Here is a 17,613-nt window from a genome sequence, read left to right on the forward strand (position 1 = left end):
CAAGAGCTAAGAAGCAAGAGACAAGATCCTAGTAGCTCAGTACCTTCTTGCCTCTGGCTTCTTAGCTCTTGCCTCTAATTCTAGAAACTAAACTCTACGGCGCCCTTGATGATGAACCGGTCGGTGCCGGGGGTGAGGTAGTTGAGCCGGTGCACAGCCTGAATGCGCAGGAATTTGAAGATGTTGCTAATACCATAGCCTGCTTCCATGTAGGGAATCTCAGGATTCAGCACGCCAAATACCGTAGAGGGCTGACCGCTGGGTACCGGACGTGATGAATCTACCTGACGGCTTCGTGCCTGACGGCTTCCCCACAGCACGTCGGCGTTAGCCCACAGACGCCAGTTCAATTTCTTGATGAGTGGGATCCGGTTAAAGATCACACCATCGAAATTATGCTGCCAGTGGAGCGTCACGAATCGGTCGGACACAAATTCGTAGAATTGCATCCGGTTGAAAGTGTTGGGCGCGAAGAAAAACGTGGGGTTGCCCGTATGTGGAAACAGCAGTGGCGCCGGCAACCGCGACGGAATATACCCCGCCTGAAGCACATACGAGGACCGACCCATCTTACCAAATTTGAGGGTCTGGAACGCCCGAAACGAAAACCGGTGGTAGATGAAATCACCACCCAAAATGCGTTGCCCCCGCTGGTATTTGATCCACAACACGGGCGTACGCTTGGTAGCTACCGGGATACGCTCGTTGCCGTCCATGACATACGTTTCCTGCCGGGCCAGCCGCGCTTCTACCGACCAGTATGAATCCGTAAAGTCGGGCCGCGTAGGCGAGTTGTCGTCCAGTTCGGGGTTCACACGATAGTGGAACGGGAAAGTAGGCACAAACGTCCGGTCACCGAGGGTAGCCGTCAGCATCACGCCTTTCAGCGGCTCGGTCCGTACATAAATTTCCTGCTGATTATTATAAAAACCGCCCTGGTACTTCCCAAACCGGCTAAATGCCTGGAAGATCTTGTTGCCATTAATCAGTTCGGGGGTGAATCCAAGCCGGTCCAGGTCATATGATGCCCGTGCGCCCATGATGGTCCATTTGCGGCGCGAGAGGATAAAGTCCAGTTCGGCCCCACCCTTGAAGCGGGCATCGCCGGTGCCATAAGCCGTGTAGGCCCGGAACACCATAGACCGACTGAAATTGCCATTGGTACGGAAGCCCGCCCGAAGCCGCAGCCCTTCAATGTTATTAACGGCAATGGCGTAGGGATACGGGCCCCAGTCTATAGGGCCGCGCCGGTACCAGCCCGTGGTGGCAATGCGCGTCAGGATTTCGGTGGTTCGTACAATGGGTACCGCGCGGAGGGTGTCAATCAACCCCTGCGCTTTGCGGTCGCTTGTGCTGAGCGAATCCATGCCACCAAGTTTTTTTCGGGCATTGGCCCAGTAGGCTTCGTCGGCCAGGGCAGCCTCTTTTTCGTCGCCGTCCAGTTCCTCCAGCGCCATCGTGTTCGACTTGGCGGTGTCGGCAACAGATACGGTACGGTCGTAGTAGCTGAGGGGCTTAGGCTGGTTGAGTAGAAAACCGCTATTGCGGGTAGTTTGCTGAAGCAGCGCTCCCACCGAATTTTTTCCTACACCATACACCTCGGCAGTAGTACGCATCAGGACGGGCATCCAGCCAATCTTATTACCCAACGAATCGAGCGCCGGCTCTAACTCCTGCTCGATCTCCATCCGCCGCACGTAGTTGAGGTTAGCTTCGGCACCTACTTTTGCCTCAATCATGGTAAGCGCAAAGGTGGTGGTGTCAATAAACATCTTGCCCGTAAACACCAGATCCTGCTTGTTTTTAGGATCGAACTGGATTTCGTAGCACACAAAATCGCCGATCCTAGTGGTGTCGGCCAGGTACATCGAATACCATCCTTTCCAGTCGGCACCCACCGGCGAGGCGAAATCTTTGCCCAATACGCGCAGGTAGTTCTGGTAGAAATTGTAGCTCAGCGCGTTGCCCCCCACAAACTGCGAAAGGATCTCCGGCTCAACAATATCCATGCCTTTCAGGCGCGTTTTCACGATGTCTTCGTGCTTCCGTTCCGGCGACTCGCGGTAGAAATAACGGCTCACTGACTCGGTCATCATGAGGGGCATCATTTTTCGACCCAGGTCATCGGTGACGGAATCTTTCTTATCCATCGCCGCCATCACTTTCTTAATCAGCGGGTTAGACCGCAGCTTATCGGAAATATGGGTGAGCGAAACGGCCGTTTTTGAGTAGCTATCGTACTCATATGCCCGTATACGGCGGCGGTCGTTTTTGTCGATGTTCTTCCGCACGTTGCGAAGAATGCCCCAGGCGGGATTTTCGCCAGCCCGCACGACTACTTCCTGCAAGACGCGCCCGGCGGGGGGCAGTTTTAGCAGGAGCACCTGATTCAATTTAGTTTTGTTGAGAGCAAACCGCTTGATACCAAACCCCATCGAGCTAACATATAGTGAGTCGGTGAGGCGGGTGGTCTTCAGCGTAAAGACACCGTTTTCATCGGAGGTCACCCCCACGCTCCGGCCCACAAGCGCGACGCTGGAAAAGGGAATCCCTTCGCCTGTGCGGGCGTCGACCACCGTGCCGCTGACCACATAGGTAGGCGACTGTGCGTAGGTCAGTTGAGTAAGCAACCAAAAGACAAGGGCAAATGCGCCGAATCGTGCTATGGAGAGGAAGTGCATGTGTTGCAAAAACGCTTACGCAAATATACGGTGTGGAACGCGGGGCAGATTAGTGCAAATGTGTGAAACAGCAATAATCACTCCTGAAACGGTTAAATAGTCGACAGAATTGATAGATCACGAACGGCCATTTCACCACACGTTGATCAAGTGCCTACGAAAATACATGATTTTAGGCAATTAACGAGGTTAAAAATGAGGCACTTACCTGCATGTGTGCTATTCATCACCTTACATACCCTAAGTACAAACAACATAGTCAGAAGCCTCTGTGTTCGCCTGTAAAATGGGCTAACACAGCGCCCTTTTGACGTGTCATGCAATCGCTGGTAACACGCTATCAGGTAGTTAATACTTACGATACAGCTGAACGCTATTTAATTACCGCTCCACCTTTCAGCACCAGTAATACCCGCCGTATGTCGGCCATCTGCCGCGTTGGATCACCCATGACGGCCACCAGATCGGCTAGCAGACCAGATCGTATACGCCCCCGGTCGGCCAGATGAAACACATCGGCGTTGATAGACGTGGCCGATCGGAGCACCGCCAGGGGTGTCATGCCGTAATCGACCATCAGTTCCAGTTCGCGGGCATTGTCGCCGTGCGGAAATACGCCTACGTCGCCGCCAGCGCACATAGTTACGCCCGCCGCCAGGGCCTGCCGGAAGGTCTCACGCTTTTGTTTGAGTCGTTCGGGTTCGGGCGTTCCCCGTTTCCAGCCCCGGTACTGCGCAATGGCATCGCCCGCCGCCACCGTGGGGCACAGCGCCGTGCCGTGCTGCTTCATCAGCGCAAAAATTTCGGGCGTACCGGCATCGCCATGCTCCAGGGTTTCGCAGCCCGCCAGAATAGCCCGCCGCATCCCCTCTGCCGAACCGGCATGGGCCACCACACCGCGCCCGCTGCTTTTGGCTACGGCCACAATCGTCTTCAGTTCGTCAAGCGTGAAGGTTGGTTTTGCCTCGCCCATCAGGCCCCAGCGGTAGTCGGCGTAGACCTTGATCACGTCGGCCCCTTTGCCAATCTGCCGCCGCACGGCCTGAATCAGCCGGTCGTGCCCGTCGGCTTCTTCAGCTCCCTGCGGCACGTCGATGTCGGGACTAAATCCCTTGGGCGCATAGCTACCCGTGGCAATAAGTGCCCGCGTAGCTACCACCATGCGCGGCCCCGGAATAATGCCCTTTTCAATAGCCTGTTTCAGACCAACATCATCATAATCAGCCCCTTCCGTACCTAAGTCGCGCACGGTGGTAAAGCCTGCCCGCAGCGTTCGCTGGGCGTGTACCGTGGCCCGCGCCACCCGCATAGACCGGGCTTCGCGCAGCACCTGATCATCCCAGGGCGTTTCGTTGTAGGGGTGCAACAGCAGGTGCGAATGCCCTTCAATCAACCCCGGCAGCAAGGTGGCACCGGGCAGGTCGATCACCGAATCGGTTGGTAACGTTGCCAGCGAAGCCGCAGGCCCCACCACTTCGATCCGGTCATTCTTCACCCGCACCGACCAGTTTTCGTGAACAGCCTCCCCATCAAACACCCGCGCCGGACGCAACAGCAACGTTTTTTGGGCAAAAGCGGTGGTAGAGAGGCAGAGCGTAAGAAGCAGAGGGCGGAGGGCTTGGGGCATAAACGGGCGAAGAAGGTTTAATGTACAATGAATAATGCACAATGTACAATGCGCTCCGACCGCTCGGCTTCGCGCATTGTACATTGTGCATTATTCATTGTACATTAAACCTTCTTCGCCCGTTCATACTGCACCGGCCAGGGGATGTCTTCACCCAGCGTATGGGCGGCGTGGAGCGGAAAATAGGGGTCACGGAGGGATTCACGGGCCAATAGAATCAGATCTGCCTGACCGGCGGCCAGGATGGCCTCGGCCTGTTCGGCGGTGGTGATCAGGCCCACAGCCCCCGTTGGCATACCCGTTTCACGTTTGATTCGTTCGGCAAACGGCACCTGATAACCTGGGCCAAGTGGGATGGTGGGCCTAGGCACAGTACCGCCCGATGAGCAGTCGATGAGATCAACGCCCTGGTCTTTCAGCAAGGCCGAGAGGGCCACCGATTCGTCGGGTGTCCAGCCACCTTCGGCCCAGTCGGTGGCCGAAATACGCACAAATAGAGGGTAGTCAGCGGGCCAGATAGCGCGCACGTCGGCCACAATGTCGAGCAGCAACCGTACCCTGTTGTCAAAAGAACCACCGTACTGGTCGGTGCGCTGATTGCTGATGGGCGATAGAAACTGGTGCAGCAAATAGCCGTGCGCCGCGTGGATCTCGGCCACCACAAACCCCGCCAATAAAGCCCGATGGGTCGCTTCGCGGAAGTCGGCACGAATTTTCTGGATGCCCTCTTCGTCCAATGCCGCAGGGACCGGGCTGGTTTCGGCAAAGGCAACAGCACTAGGCGCTACCGTCTGCCAGCCACCGGGTTCAGTTGGCGAAATGCCCTTCCCACCCTCCCAGGGCCGGTTATGGCTTGCTTTTCGACCCGCATGAGCCAGTTGAATACCCGGTACAGCACCGTTGGCAGTCAGAAAATCGGTGATGCGTTTCAGCCCCGCCACGTGCTCATCCGACCAGATACCCAGGTCGTGGGGCGTGATGCGGCCTTCGGGCGAGATGGCAGCGGCTTCTGACAGAACCAGCCCCGCACCCCCCACCGCCCGGCTACCCAGGTTCACCAGGTGCCAGTCATTGGCAAACCCATCGACGCTGGAGTACTGGCACATGGGTGAGACCACGATACGATTTTTAAACTCAATGCCGCGAAGTGTAAACGGCGAAAAGAGGTGAGAAGGCATGGTTAGAGGCAAGAAATGAGAGGCAAGAAATGAGAAGCAAGAAACAAGAGTTAAGCAGTAGAAGACGGCTGTCCATTTTAGAAGATAAAAAGAACCCGATATGTTCGGAGCAGGCCAGTCTTTGTTAGATACCGTGCTGCCGGGTTTCCTAATCCGGCGGCACAACAGACTCTTATCGCTCATTTCTTATCTCTTACCTCTTACCTCTTACCTCTTACCTCTCAACTCTTGTCTCTCAACTCTTGTCTCTCACCTCTTATCTGTATCAAATTAAAATAGTTAAAAAATATGTTCTATAGGTGCAATAGTTTATCGCTGAAATGTATGTTTGCAACACCACTCGTACTTGCACTACTTCTCGTCTTTATGAACCTCAGCGACGGACGCTCTCAGTCCCTCATCGGTGTGGCCAGCGCGGCGTTGAATCCGCCCGCCACACCCCTTATTACCATTGACCCCTATACCAGCATCTGGTCGTTTGGCGACCAACTCAACGACCAGCCCACCCGCCACTGGACAGGCCGCTCCCACGCCTTAAACGGCCTCCTGCGCGTCGACGGCACCGTTTTTCGCTTCATGGGCAACCCTACGTTCGTGGGCGACACGGTGGCTCGGTCGGGACAGCGTATGCCCTACGAGGCCAAATTCCGAACTGATTCACCCGGCTCCGATGCCTGGATGCAACCCACGTTCGACGATAGCCAGTGGCAGCACGGGCAGGCTCCGTTTGGCTCCCGCCCTACCGACAAAACGGCCTGGACAACCAACGATATCTGGGTGCGTCGGGAAGTGATTCTCGATCAGGTGCCGAAGGGCCGATTGCTGGTCAACGCGAGCTACAACGACAACTACGAACTGTTTATAAACGGGCAGCGCGTGGCAGGTGCGGGCGGTGTGTCGCCCAATTACGAACTCACCAGTACCGGGCGGCTGGCGGCCGATTTGCTCAGGCCGGGTCGTAACATGATTGCCTACCACAGCCAGAATTTTGGTGGTCCTCAGTTCATTGATCTGGGGTTATTGCAGGAACGAAGCATGGACCTGCGGGCGGCTACTCAAACGAGCAAACAGCTGTCGGCCACGCAGTCGCAATACACGTTCGAGGCGGGGGGCGTACGCCTGACGGTCACGTTCATGGCACCCCTGCTGATGGACAACCTCGACGTGCTGTCGCGGCCCGTTCAGTACGTCACCTATAGCGCTCAAGCCATTGATGGTCAGCTCCATCAGGTAGAGATTTACCAGGACGCTTCATCCGACATTGCCGTCGATAATCCCGGTCAGCCTGTAACGTGGCGGCGCGGGCGGGTGGCGGGCAAACAGCCGCTGCATTGGCTGCGCGTGGGCACTGCCGAGCAAAAAGTGCTGGGCAAAAAAGGCGATAACGTGCGCATCGACTGGGGGCATCTGTACATTGCCGCGCCCGACGGTCCCGGCACGAGCCACCGCATTGGTACACTGGCCGGGTCGGTGAATCAGTTCGAGCGCGAGGGACTGGTGTCGGATATCCGGGCGGGTGGTCGACCCAACATGATCACCGATAGTACCGTGGTGCTGGCCACCTCGTTCAGCCTGGGCCGCGTGGCCGACAAACCCGTGGAGCGACACCTGCTCATTGGCTACGACGACCTCAAGGCCATCGAGTATTTCGGTCAGCCGCTTAACGCCTGGTGGCGGCGCTACGATAAGCAGATCGGCAGCATCGGGTCGGAACTCATTATGGAAAAAGCTCTTTCGGCAGCAGAATCAGACTATTTTACGCTGAAACAGGCCTGCACCACGTTCGACAAAACGCTGTACGCCGATGCCCTGAAGGCCGGTGGCACCACCTATGCCGACCTCTGTGTGCTGGCCTACCGGCAGGCTATTGCCGCCCACAAGCTGGTGGCTGGCCCTGATGGAACCGGGCTGGCGTCTCAGCCGCTGTTTTTCTCGAAAGAGAATTTCTCCAACGGCTCCATCGGCACCGTCGACGTGACCTACCCGTCGGCACCGCTGTTCCTGAAATACAACCCCACGCTGCTGAAAGGCATGCTGGAACCCATCTTCCACTACTCGGAAAGCGGGCGCTGGACCAAGCCGTTTGCCGCGCACGATGTGGGCACCTACCCTATTGCCAACGGCCAAACATACGGCGAAGACATGCCCGTGGAAGAGTGTGGTAACATGTTGATCCTGACCGCCGCCCTGGCCCACGCCGAAGGCAACGCCAACTATGCCCGGCAACATTGGCCCGTGCTGACCACCTGGGTTGACTACCTGAAGAAAGACGGTTTCGACCCCGCCAATCAGCTCTGCACCGACGACTTTGCCGGTCATATTGCCCGCAACGCTAACCTGAGCGTGAAAGCCATCATGGGCATTGCCAGCTATGGTTATTTGGCCGGAAAACTAGGCGACAGCCACACCGAAACCGAGTACCTGACGCTGGCCCGCAGCCTGGCGAAGCAGTGGATAACGCTGGCCAAAGACCCCACCGGCACACACTACACGCTGACGTTTGACAACCCCGGCACCTGGAGCCAGAAATACAACCTCGTCTGGGATAAACTGCTGAACCTGAATATCTTTCCGCAGGAAGTGGCGCAACAGGAAGTGGCCTTCTACCTCACCAAACAGCAGCCCTTCGGCCTGCCCCTCGATAGTCGGCGTACCTACACCAAATCGGACTGGATTGCCTGGACGGCCACCCTTGCCGATAAGCAGGCTGACTTCGAGACACTGATTCAACCCATCCTCCGTTTCGCCACCGAAACCCCCGACCGCGTACCCCTGAACGACTGGCACGAAACCACCAACGGCCACAAAGTAGGCTTCCAGGCCCGGTCAGTAGTAGGGGGGTATTTTATCAAGATGCTGGAGAAGTGAGACCGTGAGTAGCTAGGTGCTACTGCCAACTGCTACTGATTTTTTCAGTTGCCCCCACATTACCCAACACATACTGCTTACAGACTGCCCCGGCCCGTTCGCGTGCTGGGGCATTTTTGTATAAGTCGTTGAATTTCAGCGAGAAGTCGACGGTGTTTTGGACCGAGAAGGCACCACCCTGCGCGATAAGGTCGGTGGCTTCCTGGAACTTCTGGTAGTTGGGGCCGAAAAACAAGGGCAGGCCAAACGTGGCGGCTTCGAGGCAGTTGTGCAGCCCCTTGCCAAATGCCCCGCCAATGAACGCAAACGTGCCGTATTGATACAGCGAGGTCAACATGCCGATGTTGTCGATGAACAGGTAGTTAATAGTAGCTAACTGACTGCCAGGCAGTCCACTAATTTCAGAAAACCGAATCGAGGGCTTTTTCAATTGCGCCTGCCAACCGCTGATTTCGTCGGGATGAATCTCGTGCGGGGCAATGATCACGCGCAATGGTTGGTCAAACTGGTTCAGGAATGGAATCAGCACGGCCATATCGGCGGCCCAGGCGCTACCGACCACCAACACAGGGTCATTACCGACAAATTGGGCCACCTCGGGAATGGGTCGTTTGCCCGCCGCCACCTGCGCCACCCGGTCGAAACGGGTATCGCCCGCCAGCGTTACGTTGGTGATCCCGATACCCCGAAGCAGATCGACCGAGGCCTGATTTTGCACGAAAATATGAGTAAAGTAGGTCAGCAGTTTCCTGTAGAAACCACCCCAGGGCTTGAAAAACAGCTGATCTGGCCGAAAAATGGCGGAGAACGAACTGGTTTCTACATTGGCTTCGTGCAGGGCGCGGAGGTAGTGGTACCAGAATTCGTACTTGATAAAAAACGCTTTTTGCGGACGGACCAACGCCATCCAGTCGCGGGCATTAGCGGGCGTATCGGCGGGGAGGTACGTCACCACGTCGGCACCCGCATAGGTCTTGCGCACCTCGTAGCCGGAGGGCGAAAAAAAAGACAGCACAATCTGATAATCAGGATGTTGCTGCCGAAATGCTTCGATCACGGGCCTCCCCTGCTCAAATTCACCCAACGACGCGGCATGAAACCACGCCACCGGTCGCGTGGGCGGTCCGTCGTCACGGTCGAGTGGTTTTTGGGCAAACGGCTCTCGCCAACGTGCCCGCCCCGCCACCAACAGCCGCGCCTTCCGGTTGAACGGAGCCGCCAGCCGAACAGCCAGACTGTAGAGAAAAATGGTGAGGTTGTAGAAGAACATGAAATGAGTTCAAGGTTTAAAGTCTAAAGTTTAAACCTTGAACTTTAAACTACTAATCCATAAACGGCTTCGGACTAAAGCTGAGGACAAACACCAACAGGGCCAACAGGCCGAGGAGTATACGGCGCGTGTCGAGGGGTTCGTCCTGCTCGGTTTCGGGGTGGTAAACGCCCAAAAAACGGCCCAGCACGAACCCAAATACCAAAAAGCCAGCGTAGCCTTCGGCCTGCGGAACGAAAAACGACACGCCAAACTGCACGGCCATCACGCTTGTGGCTATCAGCAGGTTGGTTACCCACTGCTCACTCACCCGCGAAAACATGAGGAACAACGTTACGCCGTAGAAAATCAGTTTGCTAAATTGGTCCAGAAAAACGGCATCATCCGAGGTGGCAAAGTCCGATAGCTTGAATAACCCCAGTCCGCCGTAGAAGATAAAGCCGGTGAACAGCACCGGAGCCAGCGCGTTGAACCGCCGCCGACCAATCAGCCCGTACAGCACATGCCCCCCGTCGAGTTGACCAATGGGGATCAGGTTCAGCGATGTGAAAAACAACGACAGGTAGCCCGCCAGCAGATAGGGGTAATGCACCATTTCGTAGGGGTGCGGCAATCGGCTGGGGTCAGCCACGTAGGTCTTGAAAAACCAGAACAGCAGGCTATCGCCCAGCACCACCGCCGACAAGTTGCCCGCAGCTTTGGCTTTGTCTACGGCCTCGGTCACATGCCTGCCGTAATCGAGGCCATACTGCTTATATTCGGGGTGGATCGTGAAGATATAATCGACGGGGGGCAGGTGCGTAAAACCATACCAGAGCAGCCCCAACGCCACCACAAACCCCGCCAGTGGCCCTGCAATACCAATATCAAAGTATTTCCGGCGACTGGTAATAAACTCCTGAATGCGGATAAACGCGCCCATGGTGCCAATGCTCTGCCCCAGCCCAAACCCCAGCCAGAGGGGTATGTAGTAAGGCAGCGTAACCCGGACCCGGTTGGCTTTGGCCACAAAGTAATGCCCGAATTCGTGCACTGTAAGCACCGTCAGAAATGGAAGCGAGAAGTTTAGCCCGGCCCAGAATTCGGGCCAACCCATAGCCTGCGGCCCTAAAAAATAGCGCCCATACATCCACTCGGCACCGGCGGCAGTGGTGGTGGCTAGGGTAATAAGAAACAGCAGAATATGAAGCCAGTACTTGGGTTGTTGCATAAAAAAGGGAGTCAGTAGTCCTTAAGGTAGTCCAGGATTGTGAGCGGTGCTGCTACATGTACTGCCTGAATACCTAACGCCGCCGCTGCCTCGATGTTCCCCGCGTTATCGTCGAAAAAGGCGGTTTCTTCAGCTGCCAGGCTTGCTTCGCGGAGCACGTGCTGAAAAATGCCGGGACTGGGTTTGGCCATTTTCAGGTCGTGGGAATAGAATACCCGCTCAAACAGGGTCTCCAGCGGTGGCTGACCCAGCGAATCCAGCCGCCGGTTAACTTCCCGAATATGAATGGCGTTGGTGTTGCTGAGCAAAAATAGCCGGTAGTTTAGCGCCAAAGCCCTGATGCGCTCAATGCGCTCGACGGGCAAATCGAGCAGCACCGTATTCCAGGCCGTGTCAATCACCTCGTCGGCCCAGTTGGCGGGGCTGTTGGGCTGGTTACCCATGATCTCGCGTACCGCCGCCCGGAAGGTATCGTCGTCAATGAGGCCGGTTTCGTGACGCTGCCAGATGCCGTGCTGCTTCCAAAGCGCCTCCGTAGCCTCCTCGGTCATATTGGCTAGCATGGCGAAATTGCGCAACGGTGCCCGCAGATCAATCGGGATAATCACGTCGCCAAGGTCGAAAATGAGGTTTTTCATAGGAAAAGAAGTTGGACGTTGGACACTGGATTATAGGGGATGTCAGATGTCTAGTGTCCAATATCCAACATCCAGTGTCCAGCATCCAACTATAGTATCCCCTCGTCAGCGAAGCTCAGGTAGGTTCGGTCAGAGAGGATCAGGTGGTCTAAAATGGGCATGTCGAGCAGGCGGGCACCGTCTTTTAGTTTGCGGGTCAGGTCGCGGTCGGCTTGTGAGGGGGTCAGGTTGCCCGACGGGTGGTTGTGCACCAGAATAATGCCGCTGGCCAGTTGCTCCAGTCCCGCTTTGAAAATAATGCGCGGGTCGGCCACGGTGCCCGAAATACCCCCCGCGCTGATCTGCACAGGCCGGATCACTTCGTTCCCCCGGTTAAGTAGCAGCACCCAGAACTCTTCGTGTGGCTTGTCAAGCAAATGCGGGCGGATTTCGTCATAGGCATCACGCGAGCAGGTGATACGCCGCCGTTGCAGAGGTTCCTGCTCCCGCCGCCGCCGACCCAGTTCCAGCGCCGCCACAATGGTGATAGCCCGCGCCTCACCAATGCCCCTGAACTTGGACAGCTCTTTTACGTTGCGCCTGGCCAGTTCATGCAGGCTGCCCCCCACTCCTTCCAAAATCTTTCGCGCCACGTCAACCGCCGACAGGTCGGCGGTGCCGGAATTGATCAGGATAGCCAGTAGTTCGGCGTCGGTTAGGGCGGCTTTGCCCTTGAGCATCAGTTTTTCGCGGGGGCGGTCTTCTTCGGCCCAGCTTTTAATACTGCGAAGGGGCTGGTAAGCAGGCGTATCGTTCACGGTCAGGTAGGTTACAGGTGGTGCTGCAAAGTACGGCCCGGACAACAAAAAACCTTATCCGACTAGGCAGATAAGGTCCGTGTGGTACTGGGCAAACCGGCCTGTTACTTAGGCGGCCACAGGTGCCAGTTTGTTCACCATACGCGTCAACTTTGACTTATTGTTGGCGGCTTTATTCTTGTGGATGATGTTTTTCTTAGCCAGTTTGTCAAGCTTCGAGATCACGGTCTTGAGCAGGTCGTTGGCTTCAGCGTGATCGTTGCTCAGACGCAGCCGCTTCACGAGGTTGCGGGCGGTTACGGCCTGGTAGCGGTTCAGAAGACGCTTTTTGGCATTAGTCCGTATCGCTTTCTTGGTATTTTTATGATTTGCCATTGGTACTGAATGTGTTCGGTTTCCGAAATGAGTGCGCAAAAGTAGCAGTTTATGCCGGTAATCACAAGCAATTACCCCCAATTCAGAGCTGTATTTGTTCCAACAGGCTGACGGTGGACAAAAACTGAGTAGTTATTTGGCCAATTCATTTATATGCAAAATTTAATCTATTAATTCACTAAACCGGCACGGTATTTATTCGGTCAAATTGATAGATTTGAGTCCGTAACATTTACTACTATGAGAAGCATCACGTATGAAGCCCTTCAGGCCGAACAAGCTTGGATGGTCGTTTCCGACCAGCTCAATCAGCGCAACACCCTCCTCTCGCGGGGTATCACGCAACTAGAGCGGCAATACCAGTCGCTGCCAGTAGCCAGCCGATTGATGACCCTGCGCTATCACCTGCGCCAGAGCCTCCGCCGTCTCACCGCCGAAAGCCGCCAGCGCCCTAGCTCCGCCGACCATGCCGCCGCCCTCAACCAGCAGTGGTGCCATGTGCACGAGCTTTATTTCCTGCTCCGCCAGGTAGACGCCGAGCTTGCTACTGCCCGCGACCAAAGCGACCACCTCAACCAGTGGCTCGACACGCTCGAATCACGCGTCTACAAATCGGCCTTGGTGCACTTGAATTAGTCATTGACCACTATTCCACCCACAGCACCAACCCCTTTAGGTAGCCACCTTCGGGGTGGAAGAGGCTCACGGGGTGGTCGGCAGGCTGGCTCAGGTGGTGGAGTACACGCACCTGCCGACCGGCTTCGATGGCGGCGGCCACAATAGTGTTGTAGAATAGCTCACGGTCTACTACCTGTGAACACGAAAACGTGAACAGAATGCCGCCCGGTGCCACGCGCCTGAGGCCCTCCACGTTCAGCCGTTTGTAGCCCTGCACCGCCCGGTGCCGGGCCGACTGACTTTTGGCGTAGGCCGGTGGGTCGAGCACCACCACGTCATACTGATGATCGTGTTCTTTCAAATAGTGCATTACGTCGTCGGCAATGGCCTCGTGCGTGCCGGGAAAACCGGGGTTGGCCGTCACATTCTGGTTAGTCAGTTCGATAGCCTTTTGCGACACGTCGACGGAATGCACGAGGCTGGCACCAGCCGTGAGGGCATAGACCGAGAACCCGCCTGAGTAGCAAAACGCGTTTAGTACGCGTTTGCCAGGTGCATAGCGAGCCAATAGTTGGCGGTTGTCACGCTGATCGAGGAAAAAACCCGTTTTCTGCCCCGTAATCCAGTCGACCATAAACATGTGGCCGTTTTCCATAACGGGCCGCGGTGTGTCGGCGCGGCCGTAGCGGTAGCCGTTTTGCACCCCGGCGGCGTAATTGTCGGGCAGTGATTCCACGCTTTTGTCATAAACGGCTACCAGGTCAGGGCCGAAAACGCGTTGCAGAGCCTCTACAATGGGCTGCCGCTGTCGGTGCATACCAATGGAGTGCGCCTGCAACACGGCCACTCCGTCATAGATGTCGATAATGAGGCCCGAACAACCATCGCCTTCGCCGTGAACCAGGCGGTAGCAGTTGGTATGTGGAGGAATCAGCGCGGTGCGTACCGCCCGGATCTGCGCGAGTTTTTGGGTCCAGAAATCGACGTCGGGTACTATGGTTTGTCCGTTGGTGTGGGCCGCAAACGAAAACAGGCGTACCAGAATGCTGCCGTCGTGAAAATGCCCTGTGCCGAGGTAGGTATTGCGGCTATCGAGCACATCAACGATATCACCGTCTTCGAGGTGTGGGTCGCGTTTGGCTACGGCACCCGAAAACACCCAGGGGTGAAACCGGCGCACGGCCTCGTCGCGGCCTTTTTGGAGAATAACTTGGGGGTATGTCATTGTGGGGCAAAGGTAGTTTACAGTATGCAGTGAACAGTTCTACAGTATGCAGTGTTGCTGCGGTCCGACATCTCAGCGCAAGAGAATAGGCTAGCATATAGTGCTCTGGCATAGACAACACTGCATACTGCATACTGTAGAACTGTTCACCGTAAAGGCTGCATACTGATTTGCAGCCTAGCCCCGGTAGCGTAGAACAGACGTTTTCCGGAGGCGTAACGTACCTGCCCGGCTAGCGCCTGCACATTGGCGGGGATCGTAATGGCGTGTCCAATGCGTACCATGTCGAAACGGTTGGGTACTCGGTTGGCCGACCAGACGGAGGGATCATTCCAGTTGCCAACTTTGGTTGTGCTCAGGTCGCCGTCGTAGGTATAAACGGTATACACATCGCGGAGGCATTGCTTGCTGTCGGTAACCACGTAAGTCTGTACCGTGCCTGCTGACGGGGTCACTGTCAGCGTACGGCCCACGGCAGTAAACGTGCTGCTGGCGGGATTACTCCACTGGTAATCGGCTATAAACGAAGCTGTTAGTGTGACAGATTGACCTGCTGTATTAGTCAGCGACTGCGTTTTGCTCACGTCTTTCATAAGCGTAAACTGATCCGTTACCACACCGAAACTGGGGGCATTGGCTTGGATAAATTTGGCATCGAGCCGGTTGTCTTCCACCTCCATATAGAACGACCCGCCCACGTTTTTTTCCGTAAAAGCCATCACAGGGTGGTTACCCAGACCGGCAATTTTGCCCAGCTGCCCGGCCGACCCCGACACCACATAGACCGTGCCCTGCTTCTGCTTCGCCGACTTCCGGAGGTAGGGACACGAGTTGGCAGAACCGTCGTAGCGGCCCGAACTGGCATCGGCAGGGTAGCGAAAGTTGGCGGGGCTGGCCGCAAACTCAGCCATGGGGCCGCGGTGGTCATGAATCGGGTACGACCGTTCGTAGACGTGACTATGCCCCGTGACCACCATATCGACACCAAACCGCTCCAGGATGGGGTTCACCCGCTGCCGAATGGCAATCAGGTCGCCCTCTGTTTCGGAGTTATGCGACCCCTGCGTATAGGGCGGAAAGTGGAGGTAGACGATGGTCCATTTTTTGGTGTTGGCCGTCAGGTCCTGCTTCAGCCAAATGGCCTGCGGGTGGTTTAGCGTGTCGTCGTATACTTTCTTTTGCATGCCGCCCACGGTGCGGGTACCGTAGCCGTCGAGCATGACAAAATGGATGGGACCATAGTCGAACGAGTACCACTCCCGTGTGCCCGATGCCACCCCGCCTGCTTCGGCGTTGGCGGGCAGGGTGAATATAGAAAAGTAGGGAATAGCGTGGCTGGCGGCCAGAGCGGCACTGTTGATGTAGTCGTGGTTACCGGGAATAGTGAATAGAGTGGTGTTCTTCAGCAGGTTGTCGCGGTAGGGCTGAAAAAAGCTGTTCTGATACTGCGCATCGTCGCCGTCGTAGGCATTGTCGCCAATGAGCATCCAGAGGTCGGTGGGGGTAGTGCCCCGGTAGTTCAGAAAGCCCGTGTGGACGTTAGCCTGATTGGTATTAAGCACCCCGCAGTCGCCAAAAGACGCAATACGCAGGGGGCGTTTGGTGGTGGCGGGCGGGTTGGTCTGGAAGAAGTTGGCGGTGGTTTGTTCCATAACGGCCGTGGTGGTCCCCACGCCATAGTAGTACCGCTGGTCGGGTAACAGGTTTGTCAGTTGTAATTCGTGCTCGGTGGTGCTGGCCGTTTCACTCATTACACCGGTAAGGCTACTGGCCGACAGGCCGTAGGTAACCCGACCAACGCTGGTCAGGTCGGTGCGCCAGCGGATGGTCATGGTGGTGGTCGTACACAGTTGCAGGTATGGTCCACGGGTAATGACGGGCGTCTGGGCCGATACCGTGTCGTAAGAAGTACTTACCAGCAGCGCAGTAACCACGACAAACCATCGCTTTATAAGTTTCATTGTACTGACAGTCAGCTAGTTAATTATTGCAAGTTTGGTTTGACAATAGTACGCAAAAATGTAGACGTTGGTAGTTGGCTGTTAGACCGTAGGCGGCTTGGCAACGACCCACTGGCCTGGTGCTGGTCTGGTAGTCACGTCTCGGCAACCAATATCCAGTGCCCATTAGATCGCCTTATTTTTGCACTTTTGCCCAAAATCGAACCTTATGCAATCAACTAGACGTGACTTTCTGAAACAGGCGGGCCTGCTGTCGGCCAGTACTGTAGCTTTATCTACTTCCCTGACCGATGCCCTTGGTGGTTCGTTCAAAACGTACGGCCTGCAACTCTACAGTGTGCGCGATGTGCTGCCTAATGATCCCAAAGGTGTGATGACCCAACTGGCCAACATGGGCTACAAGCAATTTGAAAGCTACCAGGGGCAACAGGGCTTTTTGTGGGGCATGGAACCCGCCGCCATGAAATCATTTCTCGATGGTATCGGTGTGCGCATGGTCAGCACTCACTTCGATTTTAAGGGCGCTTCGGAAAACCCGGATACCCTAAGCAAATACATCGACATGGCCAGCGGCGCGGGGCTGAAATACATGCTCTGCCCCTACATCGGTCCCCAAAAAACGTGGGACGACTGGAAGCGCGTGGCCGACAGCTTCAACCGCGTGGGTGAGGCCGTGCGGAATTCAGGTTCAGGCCTGAAATTCGGGTACCACAACCACGACTACTCGTTCAAAACGCAGGACGGCAAACTGCCGCAGGAATACCTGTTGACCAATACCGACCCGCTCAACGTGATGTTTGAACTGGACATGTGCTGGATAGAAGCGGCGGGCCAGAATGCAGTAGATCACCTCAAGAAGCACGGCAGCCGCTACGAGCTTTGTCACATCAAAGACTACAAACGCGAGGGGACCAAGGTGGTGCAGCAGAACCTAGGCGAGGGCATCGTGAACTACAAAGCCATCCTGAAACAGGCCCGCAAAAGCGGTATGAAGTATTTCCTGGTAGAGCAGGAAGAGTACCCAAAAGCACCCATGAACAGCATGGAAGCCGATTCGGCCTATATGAAGGCATTGCGAGTTTGATTGGTCATTCAATGGTCATTCGCTGCGCTGTCATTTGCCTACGGCGTCATTCAGTAGTCATTCGTTATAGACTATTGAATG

At 55.9% G+C, this 17,613-nt stretch carries 13 protein-coding genes; 3 read left to right on the plus strand and 10 right to left on the minus strand.

Going from position 1 to position 17,613, the window contains the following annotated elements; translation table 11 throughout:
- Positions 1–80: 80 nt before the first annotated feature.
- The 3 genes from J2I48_RS09915 to J2I48_RS09925 all read right to left on the minus strand — a co-directional run bounded on the left by J2I48_RS09915 (position 81) and on the right by J2I48_RS09925 (position 5,486).
- Complete coding sequence (locus J2I48_RS09915; protein ID WP_207335277.1) at positions 81–2,681, minus strand: DUF5686 and carboxypeptidase-like regulatory domain-containing protein; 2,601 nt, start codon at positions 2,679–2,681, stop codon at positions 81–83.
- A 373-nt stretch (positions 2,682–3,054) separates the two neighbouring features.
- Entirely contained in the window at positions 3,055–4,308 is a 1,254-nt protein-coding gene (locus tag J2I48_RS09920; protein WP_207335278.1) for a metal-dependent hydrolase family protein, read from the minus strand.
- 104 nt (positions 4,309–4,412) lie between these two features.
- Entirely contained in the window at positions 4,413–5,486 is a 1,074-nt protein-coding gene (locus J2I48_RS09925; protein ID WP_207335279.1) for an NADH:flavin oxidoreductase/NADH oxidase, read from the minus strand.
- 366 nt (positions 5,487–5,852) lie between these two features.
- Here J2I48_RS09925 and J2I48_RS09930 point away from each other — a divergent pair, with 366 nt between their 5' ends.
- The gene (locus J2I48_RS09930) at positions 5,853–8,354 is read left to right on the plus strand and encodes a glutaminase family protein (RefSeq protein WP_229376034.1); all 2,502 of its coding nucleotides are present in this window, start codon (positions 5,853–5,855) and stop codon (positions 8,352–8,354) included.
- Between the two features lie 19 nt (positions 8,355–8,373).
- Here J2I48_RS09930 and J2I48_RS09935 read toward each other — a convergent pair whose 3' ends face one another.
- From J2I48_RS09935 to rpsT, 5 genes are all read right to left on the minus strand, one after another.
- A complete protein-coding gene (locus tag J2I48_RS09935; protein ID WP_207335281.1) occupies positions 8,374–9,624 on the minus strand; it encodes a 3-deoxy-D-manno-octulosonic acid transferase in 1,251 nt (416 codons plus the stop codon).
- Between the two features lie 52 nt (positions 9,625–9,676).
- Positions 9,677–10,834: a site-2 protease family protein gene (locus tag J2I48_RS09940; RefSeq protein ID WP_207335282.1), complete on the minus strand. Its 1,158-nt coding sequence runs from the start codon at positions 10,832–10,834 to the stop codon at positions 9,677–9,679.
- Between the two features lie 11 nt (positions 10,835–10,845).
- Complete coding sequence (locus J2I48_RS09945; RefSeq protein ID WP_207335283.1) at positions 10,846–11,472, minus strand: HAD family hydrolase; 627 nt, start codon at positions 11,470–11,472, stop codon at positions 10,846–10,848.
- Positions 11,473–11,561: 89 nt separating this feature from the next.
- On the minus strand, positions 11,562–12,275 hold the full coding sequence (gene radC / locus J2I48_RS09950) for a RadC family protein (protein ID WP_374758156.1): 714 nt from the start codon (positions 12,273–12,275) through the stop codon (positions 11,562–11,564).
- A gap of 102 nt (positions 12,276–12,377) precedes the next feature.
- Positions 12,378–12,644: a 30S ribosomal protein S20 gene (gene rpsT / locus J2I48_RS09955; protein WP_207335284.1), complete on the minus strand. Its 267-nt coding sequence runs from the start codon at positions 12,642–12,644 to the stop codon at positions 12,378–12,380.
- Positions 12,645–12,884: 240 nt separating this feature from the next.
- Between rpsT and J2I48_RS09960 the strand changes: the two genes are divergently transcribed.
- A complete protein-coding gene (locus J2I48_RS09960; protein ID WP_207335285.1) occupies positions 12,885–13,280 on the plus strand; it encodes a hypothetical protein in 396 nt (131 codons plus the stop codon).
- Positions 13,281–13,290: 10 nt separating this feature from the next.
- Here J2I48_RS09960 and J2I48_RS09965 read toward each other — a convergent pair whose 3' ends face one another.
- Both J2I48_RS09965 and J2I48_RS09970 read right to left on the minus strand, forming a co-directional pair.
- Positions 13,291–14,487 (minus strand): class I SAM-dependent rRNA methyltransferase, encoded by a 1,197-nt coding sequence (locus J2I48_RS09965; RefSeq protein WP_207335286.1) that lies wholly within the window; start codon positions 14,485–14,487, stop codon positions 13,291–13,293.
- Between the two features lie 146 nt (positions 14,488–14,633).
- The gene (locus J2I48_RS09970) at positions 14,634–16,448 is read right to left on the minus strand and encodes a purple acid phosphatase family protein (protein WP_207335287.1); all 1,815 of its coding nucleotides are present in this window, start codon (positions 16,446–16,448) and stop codon (positions 14,634–14,636) included.
- Between the two features lie 208 nt (positions 16,449–16,656).
- Here J2I48_RS09970 and J2I48_RS09975 point away from each other — a divergent pair, with 208 nt between their 5' ends.
- Entirely contained in the window at positions 16,657–17,532 is an 876-nt protein-coding gene (locus J2I48_RS09975) for a sugar phosphate isomerase/epimerase family protein (RefSeq protein WP_207335288.1), read from the plus strand.
- The last annotated feature ends 81 nt before the right edge of the window (positions 17,533–17,613 follow it).

This window comes from Fibrella aquatilis (genome assembly GCF_017353255.1).
In the GTDB taxonomy this organism is placed as follows: domain Bacteria; phylum Bacteroidota; class Bacteroidia; order Cytophagales; family Spirosomataceae; genus Fibrella; species Fibrella aquatilis.